Source organism: Ureibacillus acetophenoni, assembly GCF_900220965.1.
GTDB classification, from domain to species: Bacteria; Bacillota; Bacilli; order Bacillales_A; family Planococcaceae; genus Ureibacillus; species Ureibacillus acetophenoni.
Genome location: NZ_OBQC01000001.1, coordinates 515648 through 539712 on the forward strand (window position 1 = coordinate 515648; position 24065 = coordinate 539712).

Consider the following 24065-nt stretch of genomic DNA (forward strand, 5'->3'; position numbering starts at 1 on the left):
ATACGAACCCTTTAGGAGGAAATATTTAAATGAATTTATTAAGTAAAACACGTAAAATTAACTCTATGCTACAAGCATCTGCTGGTAAACCAGTAAACTTTAAGGAAATGGCTGACACTCTTGGCGATATTATTGATTGCAACGTATTTATCGTAAGTCGTAAAGGTAAATTACTTGGTATTTCAATTCACCATAAAATTGAAAACGAACGTATTAAAAAGATGTTTGAAGAACGTCAATTCCCTGAAGAATATACATCAAACTTATTTACAATTACAGAAACATCTCCAAATTTAGATGTTAATAATGAACATACAGTATTCCCTGTTGAGAATAAGGAATTATTCCCAAATGGTTTAACTACAATTGTTCCTATTAATGGTGGTGGAGAACGTTTAGGAACATTAATTCTTGCTCATATTGATACTGAATTTGGTGATGATGATCTAATCCTTGCTGAATATGGTGCAACTGTAGTAGGTATGGAAATTTTACGTGAAAAATCAGAGGAAATTGAAGAAGAAGCTCGTAGTAAAGCAGTAGTTCAAATGGCGATTAATTCATTATCATATAGTGAATTAGAAGCAATTGAACACATCTTTGAAGAACTTGATGGATATGAAGGTCTATTAGTTGCTTCGAAAATTGCGGACCGTGTTGGTATAACTAGATCTGTAATTGTTAATGCACTTCGTAAATTAGAATCTGCTGGTGTAATCGAGTCACGTTCTCTAGGTATGAAAGGGACATATATTAAAGTGTTAAACGATAAGTTCTTAACTGCCCTTGCTGAAATAAAAATGAAATAAATATGTTAAATATTAGGATTTCATCGCTTCGATGAAATCCTTTTTTTATTGTCGGTATTATAGACCTATAATAATGGCATTTATTTAACAATTAATATACCGTAATACCTTGATATATATTTGATATAATATACTATTTTCTTTCAATACATAAATTATCCTGTCGAATAAAGTTGAGTCAGAATGAAAAAAGTGAATAATTCTCGAAAAATATTGTCAAAAATAGTTCGGACGCCCTATTAAAAAGTGACGAAAGGTAATAGACACTTTTGCTTATCTTATTTAAAATTAGATGAGATTGTTATAGAATAGTAAACTTTTTAATAGAGGTGAAACGTTTGAATCTTTTTGGAGGTACTATTAACAGCTTAGAAAAGGGTTTGCAATATGCGACTTTAAAAAATAAAACGATAGCGCAAAATATAGCGAATGTTGACACACCGAATTACAAAGCGAAAGATGTTAGTTTTAAACAAATGTTACAGGACAAACAAACTACTTTCATTTCAGCTAATCGAACTGACATAAGACATTATGATTTTGAAATTACAAACAAACCATCTAATGTATCGAGTTATGAAAATTTTACATATAGAAACGACGGAAATGGTGTAGATATGGATGCAGAGCAAGCAAAATTAGCTCAAAATACAATCTACTATAATGCTCTTGTTGATCGTATAAACGGGAAGCTTAACACTTTAAACACTGTTATTAAAGGAGGGCGTTAATCTTGTCAATTTTTAAGAGTATGAATATTACTTCATCTGCATTAACGACACAGCGTTTAAGAATGGATGTAATCTCGTCAAATATCGCAAATATCGACACGACTCGCGCTAAAGTAGTTGATGGTGAGTGGGAACCCTATCGTAGAAAAACAGTGACACTATCAGCTAATGAAGGTCGATTTTCAAATTTCTTAAATAAGGCAATGGGAAAAAACGAGGTAGGTAATGGTGTAAAGGTTACCTCTATAAATGATGATACAGAAACACCTCTTAAATTGGTTTATGACCCAACACATCCAGATGCAAATGAAGATGGGTATGTGGAAATGCCAAACGTAGACTTATTAAGAGAAATGGTAGATTTAATATCTGCAACTCGTTCCTACGAAGCAAATATTACAGTTTTTAATGCAAATAAAGCTATGCTTACTAAGGCATTAGAAATAGGAAAATAACCAAGAAATGGTGATATATTATGGCAATTAATTCAATTTCTTTAATGAGCCCTATCCAAATTACTAATGAAGCAAATAAATTAACAGTTAAACCTACTCCTTATGAGGCGGGTCAAAAGTTCTCAAATTTCTTAAATGAGGCAATCCAATCTGTTAATAATCAACAAATCCAATCAGATACGATGACCCAAAAATTAATTAATGGAGAAGATGTTGATTTACATGAAGTGATGATTGCATCTCAAAAAGCAAGTATTACATTGAATGCAACAATGGAAGTTCGTAACAAAGTGATCGATGCATACCAGGAGATTATGCGTATGTCAATCTAACTGCTGGTTATGCGAATATGAATTGTTTGTATATTCAATATAACCGGAGGACTCATAATGAACGAACGACTTACAAAAGTGAAAACTGACTCCACGCAATTTTGGAAGAGCAGATCAAAAAAACAAAAAGGTACAATTGTAGGGACATTAATTGGTGTTATTCTCTTAGCTGGCATTCTTACATATTTCTTTACAAGAACTACAATGGTACCTCTTTTCACTGAACTTTCAATGAAAGAAGTTGGAGAAATTTCTGAAGTATTAACAGCACAAGGTACTTCATTTGAAATCGCTCCAGGTGGAACAAATATTCTAGTACCCGAAAGTGAAGTAGATTCTTTAAAAGTATCATTAGCATCTCAAGGTTATCCAAACTCTGGAGAGATTAATAACTCTTTCTTTACGACAAATGCCGGATTTGGTATGACAGATAATGAATTCGAGGTTATTCGATTAGCAGCGACACAAACAGAATTGGAAAACTTAATAAAAACTATCGACGGCATTAAAAATGCAAATGTTATGATTTCGCTTCCTAAAAAAGGTGTTTTTGTTAATGATATGAACCAAGAGGCGAGTGCTGCTATTACACTTGATACTGAACCAGGTCATCAATTTAGCGGTGAACAAATCGCTACTTTATATAACTTAGTTTCAAAGAGTATCCCTAATTTAAGTACTGATAATATTGTTATTACAAACCAGCATTCTGAATATTTCGATTTAGAATCGGCGACTACTGGCTCAGGTTCTGTTGATACTGTTCAAGGTCAAATGGAAGTAAAGAAAACAATTGAACGCGACCTTCAACGTCAAGTACAACAAATGCTTGGTACGCTTATGGGACAAGATAAAGTTGTTGTATCAGTAACAACAGATATCGATTTTAAGCAGGAAAACAGACAAGAAAATATTGTTCAACCAGTTGATGAAGAAAATATGGCTGGAATTGAAATTAGTGCACAAAGAATTACAGAAACATACACTGGCTCAAATGCTGGTGCAGCGACTGGTACACCACAGGGCGGTGTAGCTGAAGATCCATTAACGTATCCACAAACTGGAAGTGGTGATGGAGAATACGAACGTGTTGAAGAAACTATCAACAATGATGTAAATCGTATAACAAAGGAAATTCAAGAAAGTCCTTATAAAATCCGTGATATAGGTATTCAAGTAGCTGTAGAGCCTCCAGTTGCGGAAGATGTAACATCTCTTTCTGATAGTGTACGTGCGGATATCGAACAAATATTATCTACTATTGTTCGTACTTCTATTGATAAAGAAGTAGCTGGTGATTTAACTGATCAGCAAATCGACGAGAAAATTGTTGTTTCCGTTCAACCGTTTTATGGAAACGATGTTACTAAAGTTGAAGATTTAAAACCTGTCATCCCTTGGTGGATTTGGGTAATTGGAGGCATACTAGTTGTTGTTATTGTATTGCTAGTTGTTACGCTTCTATTATCAAAAAGAAAACAAGCACAAGCTGAAGAAATTGAAGTTATCGAAGAACAAAGAGAATTATTTGTTGATGATATAAATGAAGAAAAAGAAACAGAAAGTACAGTTCGTCGTAAACAACTAGAAAAGATGGCGAAAGAAAAACCAGAAGACTTTGCGAAATTATTACGAAGTTGGATTGCTGAGGAATAACGGGGGGTTAAAGTGTGTCTAAAAAAGATAAAGAATTAACAGGCAAACAGAAAGCTGCTTTACTGTTAATTTCCCTTGGACCTGAGGTTTCTGCTTCAGTATACAAGCATTTAAATGAAGAAGAAATTGAACGTTTAACATTAGAAATATCCGGAGTTAAAAAAGTTGAACCTAGTATTAAAGAAGATATAATTGAAGAATTTCATAATATCGCATTAGCGCAAGATTATATATCTCAAGGTGGTATAGGGTACGCGAAAACGATTTTAGAAAAAGCTTTAGGGCATGAACAAGCCCAAGCAATCATCAATCGGCTAACTTCTTCTTTACAAGTGCGTCCCTTTGACTTTGCTCGAAAAGCAGATCCGTCACAAATTTTTAACTTTATACAAAATGAACATCCACAAACGATTGCATTAATACTTTCGTACTTAGACCCAGGTCAAGCGGGAGTAATATTATCCTCGTTACCTCAAGAGGTACAAGCGGATATTGCAAAAAGAATAGCAATTATGGATTCAACTTCTCCGGAAGTAATAAGTGAAATTGAGTCCGTTTTAGAACGTAAATTATCTTCAACGGTTACACAAGATTACACAGAGACTGGCGGAATCGACGCTGTTGTTGAAGTGTTAAATGGAGTAGACCGACAAACAGAAAAAACAATTCTTGATGCACTTGAAATTCAAGATCCAGAACTAGCAGAAGAAATTAAAAAGCGTATGTTTGTATTCGAAGATATTGTTACATTGGACAACCGTTCAATTCAACGTGTTATCCGCGATTGTGAAAACGAAGATTTACTACTTTCTATGAAAGTAAGTAGCGATGAAGTAAAAGAAATCATTTTCAGAAATATGTCTAGTCGTATGGCGGACACATTTAGAGAAGAAATGGAAATTATGGGACCTGTTCGTTTACGAGATGTTGAAGAAGCTCAATCTAGAATTGTGGCTGTTATTAGAAGACTAGAAGATGCTGGCGAAATCATTATTGCTCGTGGTGGAGGAGATGACGTCATTGTCTAGAATCATTCGCTCCGTAAATTCAACAAGACAAGAAGTAAAGCCATTTGAAATTCAAATACGAGATATTTTTACAGAACAGTTTGATTCGCTTGCTGAAGAACATACTGAACCATCTATAGAACAAATTTTTCAAGAAAAGAAAAAACAATTAGAAGAAGAGCGAAAACAACTTCAAATTGAACGTGAAGAATTTGAACAACTAAGAGTGCTCCAACTTGAAGAACTTACAAATTTAAGAAACCTTTGGGAAGAAGAGAAATTAGTCCTTCAAAAAGAAGCGTATGATGAAGGTTTTAGTCAGGGCTATGAAGAGGGCATTCAAAAAGCAAACGCTGATATGATGCAGTCTCTTCAATTAGCCAATGAAACTATTATTAACTCTAAAGAAAATGCAAGAAAGTATATTGAAGATCAAGAACATGTAATTTTAGACTTAGCAATTACAGCTGCTGAAAGAATTCTTGGAGCTTCATTAGATAGGGATGACGAATTATTCATCTCCATCGTTAAGCGAGGTTTAAAAGAGGCAAGGGAAATGAAGGAAATAAAGCTATATGCCTCTCCTAAATACCATGGGCTTATTACGAAAAATCGTGATGAGCTAGTAGAGTTGTTCCCTACTGATGTACCTTTTTTCATCTTTGTTAATGAAGAATTCAACGACACCGACTGTTATATAGAAACAAATCATGGACGTATCGTTATTTCAATTGATGAACAACTAAATGAACTACGATTAAAGTTAAGCGAGATACTGGGGTAAAGGATGATTACATGCATGCGGCTCAATTAATAAACCAAATACCGAATATATCAACCTTTAAAAAGTTTGGAAAAATTACAAGAGTAGTTGGCTTAATGATTGAATCACAAGGACCAGAAAGTTCAATTGGTGATGTATGTAAAATTCACGTTAATTCATCCAAACATGGTCATCAAGTGATTTTAGCTGAAGTAGTAGGCTTTAATGGTGAATTGGTCATGCTAATGCCCTATACATCTATTAGAGAAATTTCAATTGGATGTTTAGTAGAAGGAACTGGGTCCCCGCTTGAAGTAAAAGTGGGTCCAGAGTTGATAGGTAAAGTGTTAGATTCAATGGGTAATCCCTTTGATGGATCTTCGTTACCAAGAGGTTTAGTTACTGTACAAACTGAAAAAGAACCTCCAAATCCGTTAAGTAGACCACCGATTAATGACCAACTAGAGGTAGGCGTAAAAGCAATTGATGGTATGTTAACTGTTGGAATGGGTCAACGTGTTGGTATTTTTGCAGGTTCTGGAGTTGGTAAAAGTACATTGTTAGGAATGATTGCACGAAATACAAACGCAGACTTGAACGTCATTGCTTTAATTGGTGAACGTGGTAGGGAAGTTTTAGAATTCATTGAAAGGGACTTAGGTAAGGAAGGGTTAAGTAGATCCATTGTCATCGCAGCGACTGGAGATCAACCCGCTTTAATGCGAATTAAAGGAGCCTTTACCGCAACAGCGATTGCAGAATATTTCAGAGATCGTGGTTTAAATGTCATGCTAATGATGGATTCAGTAACGCGAGTAGCCATGGCACAACGTGAAATTGGTCTTGCAACAGGTGAACCACCAGCACAAAAGGGGTATACACCATCTGTATTTTCAATTTTACCGAAACTACTAGAACGGACGGGTACAAATCAACATGGAAGTATTACTGCGTTTTATACAGTGCTCGTTGATGGAGATGACATGAACGAACCAATTGCAGATACTGTCCGCGGGATTTTAGATGGTCATATAGTTTTAGATCGAGCCCTGGCAAACAAAGGGCAATATCCGGCGATAAACGTTCTTAAAAGTGTCAGTCGACTTATGAACAATATATCTGACGATGAGCATGTAAAAGCAGCAAGTCGCCTCCGTGAACTGTATTATACATATTCAAAATCTGAAGACTTAATTAATATCGGTGCATATAAACGTGGAACTTCAAAAGAAATAGATGAAGCAATTCATTATGAACCACTAATTACGAATTTCTTGAAACAAAGTTACAAAGAAAAAATTACGTTACAAGATAGTGTAAATGAATTAATTGCTTTATCTAATGGTGGTGGATAATAATGCTCCAATATAAATATAGATTTGAAAAAATTTTAACCATTCGAGAACAAGAAAAACAACAATCGGAAATGGCATATAAGGAATCTGTTCAAGCATTTGAGCAAGTTGCTACGAAACTATACGAATTGTTAAAGAAAAAAGAAGATTTATTAAATGACCAAGCAGAAAAGTTAAAAACAGGATCAACTATTCATGAAATTCATCATTTCGCTTCATTTATTGATAGTTTAGAAAAGTCGATAAACGATGTGCAACAAAAGGTAATGCAAGCGCGAACGAAAATGAACTGGCATGAACAAAAGTTAGTTGAAAAAAGTTTAGAAGTTCGTAAATTTGAAAAAATGCGGGAGAAAGATTTTGAGAGCTTTAAAGAAGAACAAGACAAAGTAGAAATGCTAATGTTGGACGAGCTTTCATCTATTATGTATTCCAAAAGAGAAGTAAGGTGATCATTAATGACTAGACCTACAATTGAAAAAAGGCCAATGGAAGATGTAAAATCACCGGGATTTTTCCAAAAATTCTTCTATTTAGTGTTAATTCCATTACTATTCGGAATTGCGGTGTTATTAGTGATTGCATCCTTTACAGGTACGAATGTATTTGAAAAGGCAAAAGAGATAACTGGAAATTTACCATTTGTCTCATCTCAAGATGAGACTCCTGAGTCGACGCCTATAGACAGTCAAAAAATTGTAGAGTTACAAGCTGAAATTGAGGAAAAAGAGGCACAAATAGTTAAACTTCAATCTCAATTAGATAGTGCCATTGCGAAAAATCAAGAAGCTCAGAATTTACAAGAAGAACTTGAATATGAGATTCAAAAGTTAAAGAACGATCAAAGTGTTGCACAAAAAGAATTTACTGAAATTATTTCAGCTTTTGAAAAAATGACCGCAAAACAAGCTGCTCCAATTTTAGTAGAAATGGATCAAAATGAAGCGCTAAAAATATTAGCGGAGTTAAAACCAGAAACTCTATCAAAAGTGCTTTCTAAGATGAGTCCAGAAGATGCAGCAAAATTTACTGAACGATTAGCACAATAGACATAAACAATTAGCGTCGAAAGGGGGTGAAACTGTGAATCTAGGAATCATGCAATTAAATACTGTTGCTATGAACTCAGCATCAAAAACAAAATTGAATGCTATGTCCCAAACAACGTCTTTAAACAACGTTACTGAAAGTGATAGTAAGTTTGGAGCAATTTTCAGTAAAGTTATGAGCGAGCAAAACAATGTTATGGATTCTACTGAGGGTAATGATGTCGATTTAAACCAATTATCAGAACTTGTTAATTCGGAATCGTTGGAAGAGGTACTAGATATACTAGGTATTCCCCACGACGAAGGAATCTTAACAATTCAAACTTCCGATGAGCAGAGTTTTAAATCAATCGATGAATTAATGAATTTAGAAGATTTATTAGCATTATTGAACATAGACCAAAGTCAACAACAAAACGTACTGGAACAAGTGTTAAGTACCGAGCAACTTGATTTGAATATAAATGATGTTTGGCAACTTATTCAATTAGTGAACGAACAAGCACCTGACTTAATTACACAATTGACTACTTCTTTGCAGGGTGAACATAAAGTAACACCGAAAGAAGCTGAGCAATTGTTAAAACTTTTAAAGTTAGCCGAAACAATTGGTAAAAGTTCAGATTTAATTGGAGAACAACCAATTCAATTAGGGAATTTAAAAGCAATTTTGAATGAGATTAATGAACTTATAAATGGCAATCAAGAGAAAGTAAATCAATCTTCTACTATAGATAAAGTGCAATCTCAATTATTAAATTCAACACAAAGTGTCTCAATTCAAAATTCGAATACTAGTAATATATCAATCCAAAGTTTCCAACAAATAGTTGAAAAGCTTAATTCAACATCCGAAACACAAGCAACTACGGCAATTGGGCAACAAACCAATGTAACGGTACCAAAAACTGTAACCATTACGTTGCCAGTTGAAAAAAGTGCTCAAGGTGAAGCGTTAGTTAAAGAAATTCAACAATTAATTGGTCGAGGCCAGTTTTCAAACGGACAAGGAACAATGAAGCTTTTGCTTAAACTTTATCCTGAAAACTTGGGGTCAATTCGTATTGAAGTAATGCAAAAAGATGGTGTACTTTCAGTAAGATTATTAGCATCAACACCACAAGCAAAAGAGTTACTTGATAGTCAAATCAATCAATTAAAAACATCCTTTGCCCAAGCAAATATTCAAATGGATCGAATTGATATAGCCCAAAGTTTACAAGATCCAGATCGAAACTTACGAGATCAAAACTTGTTTAGTAACTTCTTTAGACAACAACAAGAATCAGAAAATGATCAGGAAGAACAAAATGACGAAGATGAGGAGCAACTTAGCTTCCAAGACTACTTAATTAATGAGGGGGTGTAGTACTTGACTAATACTAATACAACTCAAAGTACAGCGCCGATTACAAATGATTATTATTTAACGAATAAAAAGCAAACAGTGAAAGAAACAGGCAATAATTCACTTGGCAAAGACGCATTTTTACAATTACTTGTAACTCAATTACAACATCAAGATCCAACAGCACCAATGGATAATACTGAGTACATATCACAACTAGCCCAATTTAGTTCTTTAGAGCAAATGCAAAATATGACGAAGGCTATAGAAGATCTATTAGTATCGCAGCAACAAACACAATTGATGAATTACACAACGTTTATCGGTAAAGAAGTCGAGTGGCATGAAATGACTGACGAGTTAGATGAAGAAGGGAACTTCATTGTAAATAATGGTAAAGGTGTCATTAATCAAATGAAGTTTGTCAATGGGGAACCGGTCTTTATTTTAGAAGACGGGAAAGAACTATCGCCTGGAAATATCTCTTCGGTATTCGACAGTTCATCTTCAAAAAATGAAGCAACTGAAAATCCATTAGTTGAAGCGAGTAAATTAATCGGACAAAAAGTTCGCTATGAATCAAATGGTGAATGGATTGAATCGATTATCCAATCTGTAAAAACAAATAATTTAGCAATCGAGTTTCTATTAGAAACTAATGAATCATTAACAAAAGACCAATTTGAATTAATAACAGAGTAAGGTTGGTGAAGCACATGCAAAGAATACATATTCAGCACGTGCCATTGCAACCGACATACCATGCACAACAAAAACTGAATACAAAAGTTACAACGAATAATAGTTTTTTAGAACATTTACAACAAGCAACGAACAGCCAAGAATTAAAAATCAGTAAACATGCCAATGATCGGTTAATGGAACGCAATATTCACATTTCAGATCAAGAGTGGCAAGTTGTGACAGATAAAGTATTTGAGGCGCGACAAAAAGGAGTGAATCAACCGCTCGTTTTGATGGATCAAGCGGCGTTGATTGTAAGTGCTAAAAATGCAACGGTAATCACTGCGATGGAACGCACGGAAGCGAAGGAACAAATTTTCACAAACATTGACGGCACGATTGTGCTATAAGGCTGGACCTTAATGGATGCCTTAAACTCGCCGACCGATCGAAGCGAGTAAAATATTTTAAAACGAAGGGAGAACGCTAACTATGTTACGTTCAATGTACTCAGGAATATCAGGTTTAAAAAACCACCAAACGAAATTAGACGTAATTGGGAATAATATCTCAAACGTTAATACTTACGGATTTAAGAAAAGTCGTGTTGTATTCAAAGACTTAATTTCTCAAAATATTTCAGGTGCATCAGCTGCAACTCCTACACGTGGGGGTATCAACTCAAAACAAGTAGGATTAGGATCACAGATTGCAGCAATTGATACAATTCACGGTTCAGGTTCATTACAAACTACATCACGTACACTTGATTTAGCAATTTCAGGAGATGGCTTCTTCCAAGTAGCTGATAGCGCAGCTGGATTATCTGGCTACACAAATACACAATATACACGTGCAGGAAATTTTTATATGGATGCAGATGGCTATCTAGTTAATTCTGATGGTAAGTATCTAGTTGGGTTTGATGCAAATACGTATTTACTAAATGGTGATCAACGTGTTGATGAAAATGGTACAGCTATAACACCTTCTACTCCACCAACACAAGCAGATATTGATGCTCTCAATGAAGCACTAAGAGTTGAAGATGGAAAATTAGTTTTTGGTGAAGAACCAGGTACAATTGCAGAAGTAGATTATGATGGAGAGACTTACCCAATTGAAGTAAATCTAGCAACTGGAGTGCTTACTTTTACAGATAAAAATGGAGAGACTTATACATTAACAGGTGATAGTGCAGCTTTAAAAGAAGGTGGAGACCCTGCAACAGATACGATAACAATTTCACTTGGAAATAACTACCACACTGCATTTAATTCTGCTATCAGCGCTGAAGGAAAATTAACATTTGAATCTGCATTAACGACGTTAAAACCGATAAGAATTCCAACTACAGCTCAAAGTATGTCAATTGGTCAAGATGGCACAGTAAACTTTGTAGATAAAGATGGAGTTTTATTATCTGCAGGGCAAATCCAATTAGCTAAATTCCCGAATACTGGGGGCCTTGAAAAAGTTGGAGGTAACTACTACCAAGAAACAACAAACTCTGGTGTGCCGGTATTAGGCTTTGCAACTGAGTCAGGTATTGGCTCAATCCAATCCGGTTTCCTAGAAATGTCCAACGTTGACCTTTCAGAAGAATTTACTGAAATGATCGTTGCACAACGTGGATTCCAAGCGAACTCACGTATTATTACGACGTCGGATGAAATCTTACAAGAACTAGTAAACTTAAAACGTTAATCTATTAATCTAGTTTAGCTTTTTCATATAAATTCATTGCTAAGGAGGGGCGGGCCGGCACTCTCCGGTCCCGGCCCTAATTCAATGATTGAACTCACTCGTTTAAATGGAAAACCATTGTCACTAAACGCATTATACATAGAAACAGTCGAAGCATTTCCGGATACGACGATAACGCTTACGACTGGGCGAAAAGTTATTGTTAAAGAAAGTACTGCAGAAGTTCGAAAAAAAGTTTCGGATTTTTATCGTGAAATCCAAGTTTTATCTAACCCGCATTTACGAGGTGAAGAAGATGAATAATAAAGGCAAAAACAATCTGCTGACAATCATGTTAATCATCTTAGTAACGATCACATTGATTGGTGTTGTTATTTTTGTATTACTTACTCAATTTAATAAACCAGCTTCAAATGGAGAACCTACAATAGATGAAATTATCGCAGCAAGTGTAGACGTTCCTGAAATTACAACTAACTTGGCTGATGATAGTTTCGTGCGTCTAACATTAAAAATTACAACTGACAGTAAAGATGCTGCAGCAGAATTAACTAAACGTGATTTTCAAATTAACAATTTATTAATTGAAGAATTATCGGAGTTAACTGAAGAAGACTTACAAGGTAAACAAGGGAAAATTTTCTTACAATCTACAGTTAAATCGAAATTAAATGAATTGATGCAAAACGGGGAAGTCGTTGAAGTTTATATTACTTCTTACATAATTCAATAACAGCTTCTCATTTTGGAAGGTAATAATTTTTGTCACACTCCAAAAACAATATTAGTAGAAATTAATAAAACACATTAAAGAAAATTTTAAGGAATGGAGGTGGTCAAATGGCAGGCGATGTATTATCCCAATCAGAGATTGATGCGTTACTCTCTGCTATTTCAACTGGGGAAATGTCAGCAGATGAAATGAAAAAAGAAGAAGAAACAAAAAAGGTGAAAGTTTATGATTTCAAAAGGGCTCTTCGTTTTTCAAAAGACCAAATACGAAGCTTAACAAGAATTCATGAAAACTTTGCACGTCTACTGACAACATTTTTTTCTGCTCAGCTGAGAACTTATGTTCAAATTAATGTTGCTTCCGTTGACCAAATTCCTTTTGAAGAGTTTGTACGATCAATTCCAAATATGACATTAATAAATATATTTGAAGTACCACCTTTAGATGGTAATATTTTAATGGAAATTAATCCAAACATTGCTTATTCCATGATGGATCGCCTATTAGGTGGAACTGGTGCTAGCTATAATAATGTTGATAATCTTACAGAAATTGAACAAAAAATAATGATGAATTTGTTTGAGAGATCCTTCGATAATTTACGAGAAGCTTGGGACAATATTGCTGAAATCGATCCAATGCTCATTGAACTTGAGGTAAATCCTCAGTTCTTACAAATGATTTCACCAAATGAAACAGTCATTGTTATTTCATTGAATACGATTATTGGGGAAACAACAGGTATGATTAATATCTGTATTCCACATGTAGTGTTAGAACCAATAATACAAAATCTATCTGTTCAATATTGGATGCAATCGAATATAAAAGAAACATCACCTGAACAGGCAAAAATACTAGAAAATCGAGTAAAGCAAGCTGAAATTAATATTATTGCTGAACTTGGTTCTGCTTCAATATCAATTGAAGATTTCCTCTATATGAATATAGGTGATGTCATTCAATTAGATAAAAAGATAGAAGATCCACTAGTGCTAAAAGTGGGGAATTTACCAAAATTCACAGTACAGCCAGGTAAACTTAATAATAAAATGGCTGTACAAATTATGGACACGTTGAAAGGAGGAGACGAAGATGAATGATGGCATGCTCTCCCAAGAAGAAATCGAAGCTCTACTAAGAGGTGAAACTTTAGACGATCGATTACCAGAAATTAATAACTCAAACGATGAAGTACTTAATGTTGAGGATTACTTAAGTTCCATGGAGCAAGATGCATTAGGTGAAATTGGAAATATCTCTTTTGGTAGTTCTGCTACAGCTTTGTCTACACTATTAGGGCAAAAGGTAGATATTACGACTCCTGTAGTATCAATGGTCCAACGTAGCCGCTTAGAAGAAGAATTCCCTCATCCTTATGTAGCGATCCAAGTGGAATATACAACAGGATTAACTGGAATGAACTTACTTGTCATCAAACAAACGGATGCTTCCATTATTGCTGATTTAATGTTAGGTGGGGATGGCTTAAATCCAAACCTAGATTTAAGTGAAATCCATTTAAGTGCAGTACAAGAAGCGATGAATCAAATGATGGGTTCTGCTGCGACTTCAATGTCAACAATTTTCAATAAAAAAGTGGATATTTCTCCGCCATCTATTGATTTGTTAAATTTACCTAAAAACGAAGGGCAAGATACAATTCCAAATGATGATTTATTGGTAAAAGTTTCGTTTCGTTTGAAAGTAGGATCATTAATTGATTCTACAATTATGCAACTATTACCATTAGCATTTAGTCAGGAAATCGTTAAAACATTGTTAGGTGAGTCTACTCCGGCTCCTATGCCAGAACAACATATTCAGCAACCAGTTGCACAACAACCTATGCAAACTCAACCTGAACAACAATATACTCAAACAGTGCCTGTACTACCAACATATGAACAACCTAAATATCAGGAGCCGATACAGCAACAGCAAGTTGCAGCAACTGTTTATGACGAGGCACCAATTTTTTCTCAACCTCGTTATCAACAACAGCAGCCTGTAAATGTACAACAAGCACAATTTGCATCATTCCAAGAACCGCTAATAACACAGTCTGAAACAAGTAATTTAAATATGCTATTAGATATTCCATTACAAGTGACTGTAGAACTTGGTAGAACAAAACATTCGGTGAAAGATATTTTGCAATTAGCAACAGGTTCGATTATTGAATTAGACAAACTTGCAGGCGAACCAGTCGACATTTTAGTAAACAATCGACTACTTGCTAAAGGTGAAGTTGTTGTGATCGATGAAAACTTCGGCGTTCGCATTACGGATATTGTTAGCCAAGCTGCTCGATTAGATAATTTAAAATAGAAATTATTGGAGGAATTTGTTTTATGTCAAAAAGAATACTAATTGTGGATGATGCGGCATTCATGCGCATGATGATAAAAGATATCTTATCGAAAAACGGATATGAAGTTGTTGGAGAAGCAGCTGATGGAGCACAAGCTGTAGAAAAATATAATGAATTACGTCCTGATTTAGTAACTATGGACATTACGATGCCTGAAATGGATGGTATTGCAGCATTAAAGGCAATTAAGAGTAATGATCCTGGTGCAGTTGTTATTATGTGTTCAGCTATGGGACAACAAGCGATGGTTATTGATGCTATCCAAGCAGGAGCAAAAGACTTTATCGTAAAACCGTTCCAAGCAGATCGTGTAATTGAAGCTATTCAAAAAGCATTAGGTTAATAAGATGTATGACTTTCTAAGAAAAAAGTGGTTCCTACTAATATTTTTCGTCATTATTTCATTAGTTGTCCCAGCTCAAGATTTAGTTTTTGCAGAAACAAATAATGTTACTGATAATTGGTTGAAGGAACAAGATAGTAAAGATAGTAATCAAAGCGAACCTGCACAAACAAACAACACCGAAGAAAAACAGCTTACAGGTGGACAAGGGTTAAGCTTTTGGGATTATTTAAAAATGCTCTTTGCTTTAATCTTTGTATTAGGTTTGTTGTTATTTGTCTTAAAGTTTATTAATAAAAAAAGTCACAGTTATCAACAAAATAGTTTAGTTCGTAATATTGGTGGGGTAAATTTAGGAGCCCAAAAATCAGTACAACTGATTCAAATTGGTAATTCCATCTACGTTGTTGGTGTTGGAGAAGATGTTCAATTAATAAAGGAAATTGAAAATCCTGAAGAAATTGAACAAATCATTGCAAACTTCGACGAAAGACAATCGTTTTCAGTTACTTCACCTTACATTTCCGAGCTTGTAAAAAAATTGAATGTGAAAATGCGTAAAACAAATGAAGTAGAGGAAAAACAGCAATCGTTTGGTGATATTTTTAACAATAAACTTTCGGATATTAAAAAGCATCGCCAAAACGAATTGGAGAAATGGAAAGAAAAGGAGCGCGATAAGTAATGGAACAGTTTATCTCGTTCTTTGGTGAAAGCGATCCAACCAATGTCTCTACTTCAGTGAAGCTTCTACTTCTTTTAACGGTGCTATCACTTGCACCTAGTATTTTAATATTAATGACATCATTTGCCCGAATTATCATTGTTTTATCATTTACTAGGACGGCATTAGCAACTAATACAATGCCGCCAAATCAAGTATTAATCGGGCTTGCATTATTTTTAACTTTTTTCATAATGGCACCTACATTTCAACAGGTGAATGACCAGGCATTACAACCGTTATTTAATGAAGAAATCGGAATTGAAGAAGCTTATGATCGGGCTTCTGCTCCTTTTAAAGAGTTTATGGCGAAGCATACGAGGCAGGAAGACCTGGAATTATTTATGAATTACAGCCAAGCAGAGCGTCCAGAAACCATTCAAGATATTCCTTTAACGATGCTCGTTCCTGCCTTTGCTTTAAGTGAAATTAAAACTGCCTTTCAAATTGGGTTTATGATCTTCATTCCATTTTTAGTTATTGACATGGTTGTAGCGAGTGTCCTTATGTCAATGGGTATGATGATGTTACCGCCAGTAATGATTTCGTTACCATTTAAAATATTATTATTTGTTTTAGTGGATGGTTGGTACTTAGTCGTCAAATCTTTACTTCAAAGTTTCTAGGGGTTGATACGTATGACAGAAGAAATGGTCATTTCAATAGCAGAACAAGCGATATGGACGGTACTCATTGTAGCAGGCCCATTACTTTTAATCGCATTAGTGGTTGGTTTGATGGTAAGTATTTTCCAAGCAACAACGTCAATTCAAGAACAAACACTAGCCTTTGTTCCAAAAATTATAGCTGTACTAGTGGCAATTATCTTTTTTGGCCCGTGGATGATTTCACAAATGACATCCTATGTATACAATATTTTAAATAACTTAGTTCGGTACATTGGGTGAGCCAAATGACGGAAATTATTCCACAATTATCGATACTGTTATTAATTTTTGTTAGAGTTTCTGCATTTTTCGTATCAATCCCGTTATTTTCATATCGAACGATTCCACCACAATTGAAGATTGCATTAGCACTCATTCTTTCATGGATGATGTACTATACGTTCTCCATTGACGCAATTTCAATTGATGGAAATTACATATTATTAATTCTGAAAGAAGCAATTATAGGGTTGATGCTTGGCGTTTGTGCCTTTATTGTTTTTTCAGCTGTGCAAATCGCCGGAGGATTTATAGATTTTGAAATGGGCTTTGCAATGGCAAACATTATTGACCCACAAACTGGAACACAAAGTCCACTTATGGGGCAGTTTCTAAATGTCCTTTTAATCTTTGTCCTATTAGCAACGAATGGACATCATCTTATTTTAGATGGGATATTTTATAGTTATCGATTTTTACCGATCGATCAAGTCTTTCCTAATTTCGGTGATGCAGGTACAGCAGAATATATCATTAAACTATTTGCAGCTGTTTTTACAATTGCCTTTCAAATGGCTGCACCTGTTGTAGCTACACTATTTTTAGTAACGATTGCATTAGGGATTACAGGGAAAACGGTTCCTCAACTTAATATATTTGTTGTAGGGTTTCCCATTAAAATCGCAATCGGTTTTATTGTTTTATTTATTGTCATGGCCGTCATGATCCAAGTGATGAAATATTTAGTAGAATTTATGATTTACGCAATGCGAGATTTAATGAGTCTTTTAGGTGGTGCTTAAAATGAAGTTGCTTCTTCCATTAGATTTGCAGTTTTTTGCCGGAGATAAAACTGAAAAAGCAACACCGAAAAAACGTCAAGATGCTCGGAAAAAAGGACAAGTTGTAAAAAGCCAAGATATATCCGCTGCATTTTTATTATTAACGATTTTTCTTTTACTTTATTTTTGGGCTCCATCGATGCTCGAAAGTATATTTTCCTTTTTCCATCAATCGATCGAAAAGAATATGTTGATTGATACTTTAAATCAAGATACGGTGATGGAAATTTATTCGCAATCTTTATTGGAAATGGGGAAAATCGCATTACCCATCCTTCTAGCTGCTATGGTCATCGGAGTAGCTTCTAACTTCTTTCAATTTGGATTCTTATTTACGACAGAACAATTGAAATTAGATTTAAAAAAGATGGATCCGATTAAAGGAATAAAAAAAATCATTTCACTACGAGCAATTATTAATTTAATTAAATCATTATTAAAAGTAACCTTTATCGGGACAGTGACTGCCTTAATTATTTGGATGAATTTTGAAGATGTACTTTCCCTTGCTTTACATAGTCCGTGGGAAATATTAACGATTGTTGCAAGTTTAACAGGAATTATGGGAATTGCAGCTTCACTTATTCTAATACTTATCGGTGTTTTAGATTATGTGTATGAAAAGTATGAATACGAAAAGCAATTAAAAATGTCTAAACAAGATATTAAAGATGAGTATAAGAATGCGGAAGGGGATCCAAAAATTAAGTCAAAAATAAAGCAACGTCAACGTGAAATGGCAATGCGAAGAATGATGCAAGAAGTCCCTAATGCAGATGTAGTCATTACAAACCCAACCCATTATGCAATTGTTCTTAAATACGATGAAAATGATATGGAAGCACCAAAAGTTGTCGCTAAAGGTACTGATTTTGTTGCTCAAAAAATCAAACTAATTGCTAAAGAGAATAATGTGGTAATGGTTGAAAACAGACCACTTGCTAGGGCAATGTATGACAAAGTAGAAATAGGAGATTTTGTACCAGAAGAGTTTTTTAAAGCTGTTGCAGAAATACTTGCTTATGTATATAGAATTAAACGTAAAATCTAAACGACTTAGTAGATCAGAGGAGGGAATCAATTGAAATTTCGCGATCTTGGCGTATTAGCTGTAGTTATTCTAATTGTAGCGATGCTCGTTATTCCACTCCCAACATGGTTACTAAGTTTTTTAATTATAATTAATATTACAATTTCACTACTTATATTATTAACAGCGATGAATATGAAGGAAGCATTAGATTTTTCTATATTTCCTTCAGTTATATTATTAGTTACATTATTCCGTTTAGGATTAAGTATTTCCACTACGCGTGCCATTTTAGCAAATGGTGATGCGGGGGATGTTGTTGAAACATTTGGTGAGTTTGTAACCGGCGGGAATGTACTAGTCGGGTTAGTAATTTTCATGTTACTCGTTATTGTAAACTTTATAGTTATTACGAAAGGTTCGGAACGTGTAGCTGAAGTAGCAGCTCGATTTACATTAGATGCGATGCCTGGGAAACAAATGAGTATCGATGCTGACTTGAACGCAGGGATGATTTCAGAAAGTGAAGCCAGAGAACGTCGTGAAAAAGTTTCAAGAGAATCAGATTTTTACGGAGCGATGGACGGGGCGACGAAATTTGTAAAAGGGGATGCCATTGCATCCATCATCATGGTTTTCATCAACCTATTATTCGGTATTATTATTGGTATGACGCAATTAGGTTATGAAATGGCTGACGCGGCTTCTCACTTCTCTAAGTTAACAGTTGGGGATGGTTTAGTTGCACAAATTCCAGCGTTACTTGTTTCAACGGCAACTGGTTTAGTTGTTACACGTGCTGCATCTGATGGTAATTTAGGATCTGATATTACTGCACAATTATTTGCACAATCAAAACTATTATATATCGCAGGTGGAACAATCTTTTTACTTGGGTTATTTACACCGATTCCACTTTGGATTACGGTTCCAATCGCTGGCGTTCTTGTTTTAATTGGTTACCTAACTGACCGTAAGAAAAATGAAACACCTGAAGAAATTCTTGAAATTGAAGAAGAAGTCGCTACCGATACGATGAAAAGCCAAGAAAATGTTATTAATCTACTGAATGTAGATCCTATCGAGTTTGAATTTGGATATGGATTAATTCCACTAGTAGATGCTGCTCAAGGTGGGGACTTGCTAGATCGAGTTGTAATGATTCGACGACAACTTGCCCTTGAACTTGGTATTGTAATTCCTGTTGTGCGAATTCGGGATAACATTCAATTACAGCCTAACGAATATCGCATTAAAATTAAAGGCAATGAAATGGCAAGAGGGGAATTATTACTTGACCATTACTTAGCGATGAGTCCAGGAGATGATAACTCAATTGAAGGAATCGATACAATTGAACCTTCATTCGGATTACCAGCAAAATGGATTACAGAAAAAACGAAAGAAGATGCAGAAATTTTAGGTTACACAGTCGTTGATCCGCCGAGCGTTGTGTCGACTCATTTAACAGAAATCATTCGAGCAAATGCGCATGAATTGTTAGGTCGACAAGAAACGAAACAGTTAATCGATCATTTACGAGAAACATACCCAATTTTAGTCGAAGAATTAACACCAACTCCCCTTGCAATTGGTGAAATTCAAAAGGTTTTGGCCAAACTATTAAGAGAAAACGTTTCGATTCGAAATCTGCCAATTATATTTGAGACGTTAGCAGATTATTCGAAGTTAACAAGCGACCCAGATATATTAACAGAATATGCAAGACAAGCACTTGCAAGACAAATTACAGCACAATATGCTGCAGGGGGACCAACATTAAAAGTTATAACGGTTCCTGCAAAGTTAGAAAAACTAATTGCTGATAGTATTCAACAAACTGATCATGGGAATTATTTAGCTATGAATCCTCAAGATTCACAAAATGTCTTAGAATCAATTGCAAAAGAAGTAGAACGTGTATCATTTATGGAACAATCTCCAATCATTCTTTGTTCACCTGCAATTCGAATGTACTTAAGACAGTTAACTCAAAATTATTTCCCGCAAATTCCGGTTCTTTCCTATAACGAATTAGATGCAAACATTGAAATTCAAAGTGTTGGAGTGGTGAATGTAGAATGAAAATGAAAAAATATATAGCTCCTTCCATAGCAGAAGCAATGAAAAATATCCGAGCTGAATTAGGTGAGGATGCAGTCATTATTAATTCGAAAGTGGTTGAAACAAAAAAGTTTTTTGGATTAGTGAAACAAAAGCATTTTGAAGTTTTAGCAGGTGTTGACCAAATTGAGATACAGCCTAAAACCGATCATTTACCTGATTTAAATTTTGATCAAAAGAAGAATCTATCAAGTCCAATACAACATGAGCAAAAAAATGATTCAAGTGAGGATTTAAAGAAGGAATTAGCTGATTTAAAATCTATGGTGAAATCCATTCAAAGACAGTCACAGGAGAATAACTATCCTGAGCAATTACTTACTATCATTGAGTTCCTTAAACAACAAGAGCTTAATGATGAGCTCATCACAAAAATTAGTGATGAGCTTTTTGCACATTATGAAAAATTAGATGCAAATGTTTCCCAAAAAGAATTGTGGCAAATGGTAGAACACAATTTAAGAACAAGACTTGAAAGATTACCTATGGGTGGTATTACATATGAGAAAAAGTTTATTAATGTTCTTGGTCCTACAGGTGTTGGGAAAACAACAACAATTGCAAAAATAGCTGCTCGTTCTGTCCTCGAAAAGAAGAAAAAAGTTGGTTTTATTACAACAGATACGTATCGTATTGCCGCAATTGAACAATTAAAAACATACGCCAATCTGTTACAAGCACCAATTGAAGTTGTGTACAATACAAAAGATTATAAAAAAGCGATTGAAAAAATGTCGAACGTAGATTTAGTTTTTATCGACACAGCTGGTCGAAACTATAAAGAGGAAAAGTATGTAGACGACTTAAAACAGCTGATTAACTTCGATGATGAAGTAGAATCGTTTTTAGTATTAGCACTAACATCGAAAGAAAGAGACATGGAACGGATTATTGAACAATTTAAGGATTTTCCAATTCAAAAGTTCATTTTTACGAAAATCGATGAAACAAATACTATTGGCACTATGTATAATTTAATGATTAAATATAATAAAGGACTTGCTTACTACACGGATGGTCAAGAAGTACCAGAAGATATTAAAGAAGCAAATCTTAATAATTTGTTAGATTTATTTTTCCAAGGTGAATTTAAATGAGAGATCAAGCTGAAAAATTAAGAATGAAAATGTTGGAGAATCAAGGGTCCTTGGGAAGATCGATTGCAGTTGTAAGTGGAAAAGGTGGAGTAGGTAAAAGTAATTTTACTACGAATTTTGCCATTCTGCTTTCGAATTTAGGAAAGAAAGTTGTAGTCCTTGATATGGATATCGGGATGGGAAATATAAATATATTAATAGGTAAAAATGCCCGATATAATTTAAAGGATTATTTAGTTGGAGAAGTGCCATTACAAGACGTCATACTAGACGGTCCAAATAATTTGAAATATATATCTGGTGGTTCCGGTTTATCGTCAGTGGTTCAATGGTCTCCTACGATGTTTGAGTCATTAATTAGCGCTTTTGAAACGTTACAAAAGAATTTTGACTATATTTTATTTGATATGGGTGCTGGTGCAACGAACTGGTCATTAGATTTACTAACTTCGATTGATGAAATAATCGTTATTTCAACGACTGAACCAACGTCAATTACTGATGCCTATTCAATGATGAAATATATCCATTTAAGAGACCAAACGAAAAAATTCTATTTAGTTGTTAATAGAGCATTTACAACTGAAGAAGGTAGAGAGACTGGTTTCCGCTTAAAAAATACAATGATGAAATTTTTATCAAAAGAAATTAATTTATTAGGATCATTACCTGAAGATCCTTTAGTAAGAAAGGCAGTTATAGATCAAATTCCATTTTCGATTTCCTATCCAGATTCATCAATTTCAAAAACATTACAAGCTATGGTAAGTAGTTTTGTGAATTATCGAGTAGAAGAAGTATACGCACCAAATCAACCAAATTCCTTCTTGAAGAAGCTCAAGAATATTTTTTCGAAAGGACGTGGTTAATAATGGGCTTTTCGAAAAAAAGCAAATTATTAATCGTTGATGATTCAGCATTCATGAGAAAACTAATCTCAGATTTTTTTCATGATCATCCGAATGTAGAAGTAATTGGAACAGCACGTAACGGGAAAGATGCTATTAAAAAAATACAACAATTACAACCTGATGTAGTTACGATGGACGTAGAAATGCCTGAACTAAATGGACTCGATGCATTAAAACAAATTATGCAACTTTGTCCAGTTCCAGTGATCATGCTATCGAGTGAAACTCAAAGTGGAGCCGATACAACATTAACCGCAATGGAGTATGGTGCTGTTGATTTTGTAGCAAAACCTGGTGGAATGATTTCACTTGATTTACACAAAGTGAAAGAAGAACTGATTCAAAAGGTTCTATCAGTAGCCGATGTATCTATTACAAAATTGAGAAAGCCCATAGGAATACAATCATTAAACAATCAGATTGTTAAGCCAAAGCTGACGACGCCTATAACTAAAAGCGTACAACAAAATAATCAAAGTGAAATCATTAATAAAGTAAATCATCAATTTGACTGGAATAAGTTATCCAAAAAAATTGTATTAATAGGAACTTCAACAGGTGGGCCGCGTGCACTTCAAGAAGTTATCACAAATATACCAGAGACTATAAACGCTCCTATATTAATTGTCCAACATATGCCGAAGGGATTTACAAAATCCTTAGCAGAACGATTAAATCAGCTTAGTAAAATTCGTGTGAAAGAAGCTGAAAATGGGGAAGTCATAGAGAATGGAACTGCCTACATTGCCCCAGGTGGTTTTCATTTAAAATTAAAAAAGGTTAGAAACCATTTCGAAATTGTAATTGACCAAACTGAGCCGCCACGCTCAGGACATCGACCATCTGTTGATGTCATGTTTGAAAATGTAAGTTGTTACGACGACTTTGATAAGATTGCTGTCATTATGACAGGTATGGGCTCTGATGGGTCTAAAGGATTGAGGGCATTGAAAAATAGTGGTAAGACGATTGCAATAGCAGAATCGCAAGAAACGTGTATTGTGTATGGAATGCCAAAAGCCGCAGTAGAAACAAAGCTAATTGATGAGATTACATGCGTTGAAGATATTGCACATACGATTACAAAGTATTTATAGAGGAGCG

The 24065-nt window shown here is 34.6% G+C and carries 28 protein-coding genes; all 28 read left to right on the top strand.

Annotated elements, in window-relative coordinates; all coding sequences use genetic code 11:
* Positions 1–29 precede the first annotated feature (29 nt).
* The 28 genes from codY (at position 30) to CRO45_RS02440 (ending at position 24058) form a co-directional block, all read left to right on the top strand.
* Positions 30–809 (top strand): GTP-sensing pleiotropic transcriptional regulator CodY, encoded by a 780-nt coding sequence (gene codY / locus CRO45_RS02305; RefSeq protein WP_097148001.1) that lies wholly within the window; start codon positions 30–32, stop codon positions 807–809.
* A 338-nt stretch (positions 810–1147) separates the two neighbouring features.
* Positions 1148–1540: a flagellar basal body rod protein FlgB gene (gene flgB / locus CRO45_RS02310; protein ID WP_097148002.1), complete on the top strand. Its 393-nt coding sequence runs from the start codon at positions 1148–1150 to the stop codon at positions 1538–1540.
* A 2-nt stretch (positions 1541–1542) separates the two neighbouring features.
* Positions 1543–1995 (top strand): flagellar basal body rod protein FlgC, encoded by a 453-nt coding sequence (gene flgC, locus CRO45_RS02315; protein WP_097148003.1) that lies wholly within the window; start codon positions 1543–1545, stop codon positions 1993–1995.
* 20 nt (positions 1996–2015) lie between these two features.
* On the top strand, positions 2016–2327 hold the full coding sequence (gene fliE / locus CRO45_RS02320) for a flagellar hook-basal body complex protein FliE (RefSeq protein ID WP_097148004.1): 312 nt from the start codon (positions 2016–2018) through the stop codon (positions 2325–2327).
* 57 nt (positions 2328–2384) lie between these two features.
* The gene (gene fliF, locus CRO45_RS02325) at positions 2385–3983 is read left to right on the top strand and encodes a flagellar basal-body MS-ring/collar protein FliF (protein ID WP_097148005.1); all 1599 of its coding nucleotides are present in this window, start codon (positions 2385–2387) and stop codon (positions 3981–3983) included.
* A gap of 14 nt (positions 3984–3997) precedes the next feature.
* Entirely contained in the window at positions 3998–5011 is a 1014-nt protein-coding gene (fliG, locus tag CRO45_RS02330; protein WP_097148006.1) for a flagellar motor switch protein FliG, read from the top strand.
* Positions 4995–5774: a flagellar assembly protein FliH gene (fliH, locus tag CRO45_RS02335; RefSeq protein WP_328588575.1), complete on the top strand. Its 780-nt coding sequence runs from the start codon at positions 4995–4997 to the stop codon at positions 5772–5774. Before fliG ends, fliH begins: the two co-directional genes overlap by 17 nt.
* Before the next feature lie 11 nt (positions 5775–5785).
* Positions 5786–7108, top strand: a complete 1323-nt coding sequence (gene fliI, locus CRO45_RS02340) for a flagellar protein export ATPase FliI (protein ID WP_097148008.1) — start codon at positions 5786–5788, stop codon at positions 7106–7108.
* A gap of 2 nt (positions 7109–7110) precedes the next feature.
* Positions 7111–7560, top strand: a complete 450-nt coding sequence (gene fliJ / locus CRO45_RS02345) for a flagellar export protein FliJ (protein ID WP_097148009.1) — start codon at positions 7111–7113, stop codon at positions 7558–7560.
* Positions 7561–7566: 6 nt separating this feature from the next.
* Positions 7567–8157 carry a MotE family protein gene (locus CRO45_RS02350; RefSeq protein ID WP_097148010.1) on the top strand — a complete coding sequence of 197 codons (591 nt, stop codon included), beginning with the start codon at positions 7567–7569 and terminating at the stop codon, positions 8155–8157.
* Positions 8158–8191: 34 nt separating this feature from the next.
* Positions 8192–9526: a flagellar hook-length control protein FliK gene (locus tag CRO45_RS02355; protein ID WP_097148011.1), complete on the top strand. Its 1335-nt coding sequence runs from the start codon at positions 8192–8194 to the stop codon at positions 9524–9526.
* Between the two features lie 3 nt (positions 9527–9529).
* On the top strand, positions 9530–10207 hold the full coding sequence (flgD, locus tag CRO45_RS02360; RefSeq protein ID WP_097148012.1) for a flagellar hook assembly protein FlgD: 678 nt from the start codon (positions 9530–9532) through the stop codon (positions 10205–10207).
* Positions 10208–10221: 14 nt separating this feature from the next.
* Positions 10222–10599, top strand: a complete 378-nt coding sequence (locus CRO45_RS02365; protein ID WP_097148013.1) for a TIGR02530 family flagellar biosynthesis protein — start codon at positions 10222–10224, stop codon at positions 10597–10599.
* A gap of 82 nt (positions 10600–10681) precedes the next feature.
* Entirely contained in the window at positions 10682–11896 is a 1215-nt protein-coding gene (locus tag CRO45_RS02370; RefSeq protein ID WP_097148014.1) for a flagellar hook-basal body complex protein, read from the top strand.
* A gap of 84 nt (positions 11897–11980) precedes the next feature.
* The gene (locus tag CRO45_RS02375) at positions 11981–12199 is read left to right on the top strand and encodes a flagellar FlbD family protein (RefSeq protein WP_097148015.1); all 219 of its coding nucleotides are present in this window, start codon (positions 11981–11983) and stop codon (positions 12197–12199) included.
* On the top strand, positions 12192–12629 hold the full coding sequence (fliL, locus tag CRO45_RS02380; RefSeq protein WP_097148016.1) for a flagellar basal body-associated protein FliL: 438 nt from the start codon (positions 12192–12194) through the stop codon (positions 12627–12629). The genes CRO45_RS02375 and fliL overlap by 8 nt, the downstream gene beginning before the upstream one ends.
* A 107-nt stretch (positions 12630–12736) precedes the next feature.
* Complete coding sequence (gene fliM, locus CRO45_RS02385; protein WP_097148017.1) at positions 12737–13732, top strand: flagellar motor switch protein FliM; 996 nt, start codon at positions 12737–12739, stop codon at positions 13730–13732.
* The gene (gene fliY, locus CRO45_RS02390) at positions 13725–14960 is read left to right on the top strand and encodes a flagellar motor switch phosphatase FliY (RefSeq protein WP_097148018.1); all 1236 of its coding nucleotides are present in this window, start codon (positions 13725–13727) and stop codon (positions 14958–14960) included. Before fliM ends, fliY begins: the two co-directional genes overlap by 8 nt.
* A gap of 23 nt (positions 14961–14983) precedes the next feature.
* Complete coding sequence (locus tag CRO45_RS02395; RefSeq protein ID WP_097148019.1) at positions 14984–15346, top strand: response regulator; 363 nt, start codon at positions 14984–14986, stop codon at positions 15344–15346.
* A gap of 4 nt (positions 15347–15350) precedes the next feature.
* Positions 15351–16031 (top strand): flagellar biosynthetic protein FliO, encoded by a 681-nt coding sequence (locus tag CRO45_RS02400; protein WP_097148020.1) that lies wholly within the window; start codon positions 15351–15353, stop codon positions 16029–16031.
* Positions 16031–16696, top strand: a complete 666-nt coding sequence (gene fliP / locus CRO45_RS02405; protein WP_097148021.1) for a flagellar type III secretion system pore protein FliP — start codon at positions 16031–16033, stop codon at positions 16694–16696. Before CRO45_RS02400 ends, fliP begins: the two co-directional genes overlap by 1 nt.
* A 12-nt stretch (positions 16697–16708) precedes the next feature.
* Positions 16709–16978: a flagellar biosynthesis protein FliQ gene (gene fliQ, locus CRO45_RS02410; protein ID WP_097148022.1), complete on the top strand. Its 270-nt coding sequence runs from the start codon at positions 16709–16711 to the stop codon at positions 16976–16978.
* 5 nt (positions 16979–16983) lie between these two features.
* Positions 16984–17760, top strand: coding sequence for a flagellar biosynthetic protein FliR (fliR, locus tag CRO45_RS02415; protein ID WP_097148023.1), 777 nt, complete (start codon positions 16984–16986; stop codon positions 17758–17760).
* Position 17761: 1 nt separating this feature from the next.
* A complete protein-coding gene (gene flhB / locus CRO45_RS02420; RefSeq protein ID WP_097148024.1) occupies positions 17762–18850 on the top strand; it encodes a flagellar biosynthesis protein FlhB in 1089 nt (362 codons plus the stop codon).
* 30 nt (positions 18851–18880) lie between these two features.
* Positions 18881–20914, top strand: coding sequence for a flagellar biosynthesis protein FlhA (gene flhA, locus CRO45_RS02425; RefSeq protein WP_097148025.1), 2034 nt, complete (start codon positions 18881–18883; stop codon positions 20912–20914).
* A complete protein-coding gene (gene flhF / locus CRO45_RS02430) occupies positions 20911–22050 on the top strand; it encodes a flagellar biosynthesis protein FlhF (protein WP_101956400.1) in 1140 nt (379 codons plus the stop codon). The genes flhA and flhF overlap by 4 nt, the downstream gene beginning before the upstream one ends.
* Positions 22047–22919: a MinD/ParA family protein gene (locus tag CRO45_RS02435; protein ID WP_097148026.1), complete on the top strand. Its 873-nt coding sequence runs from the start codon at positions 22047–22049 to the stop codon at positions 22917–22919. Before flhF ends, CRO45_RS02435 begins: the two co-directional genes overlap by 4 nt.
* A gap of 2 nt (positions 22920–22921) precedes the next feature.
* The gene (locus CRO45_RS02440) at positions 22922–24058 is read left to right on the top strand and encodes a protein-glutamate methylesterase/protein-glutamine glutaminase (protein WP_097148027.1); all 1137 of its coding nucleotides are present in this window, start codon (positions 22922–22924) and stop codon (positions 24056–24058) included.
* Positions 24059–24065: the final 7 nt, after the last annotated feature.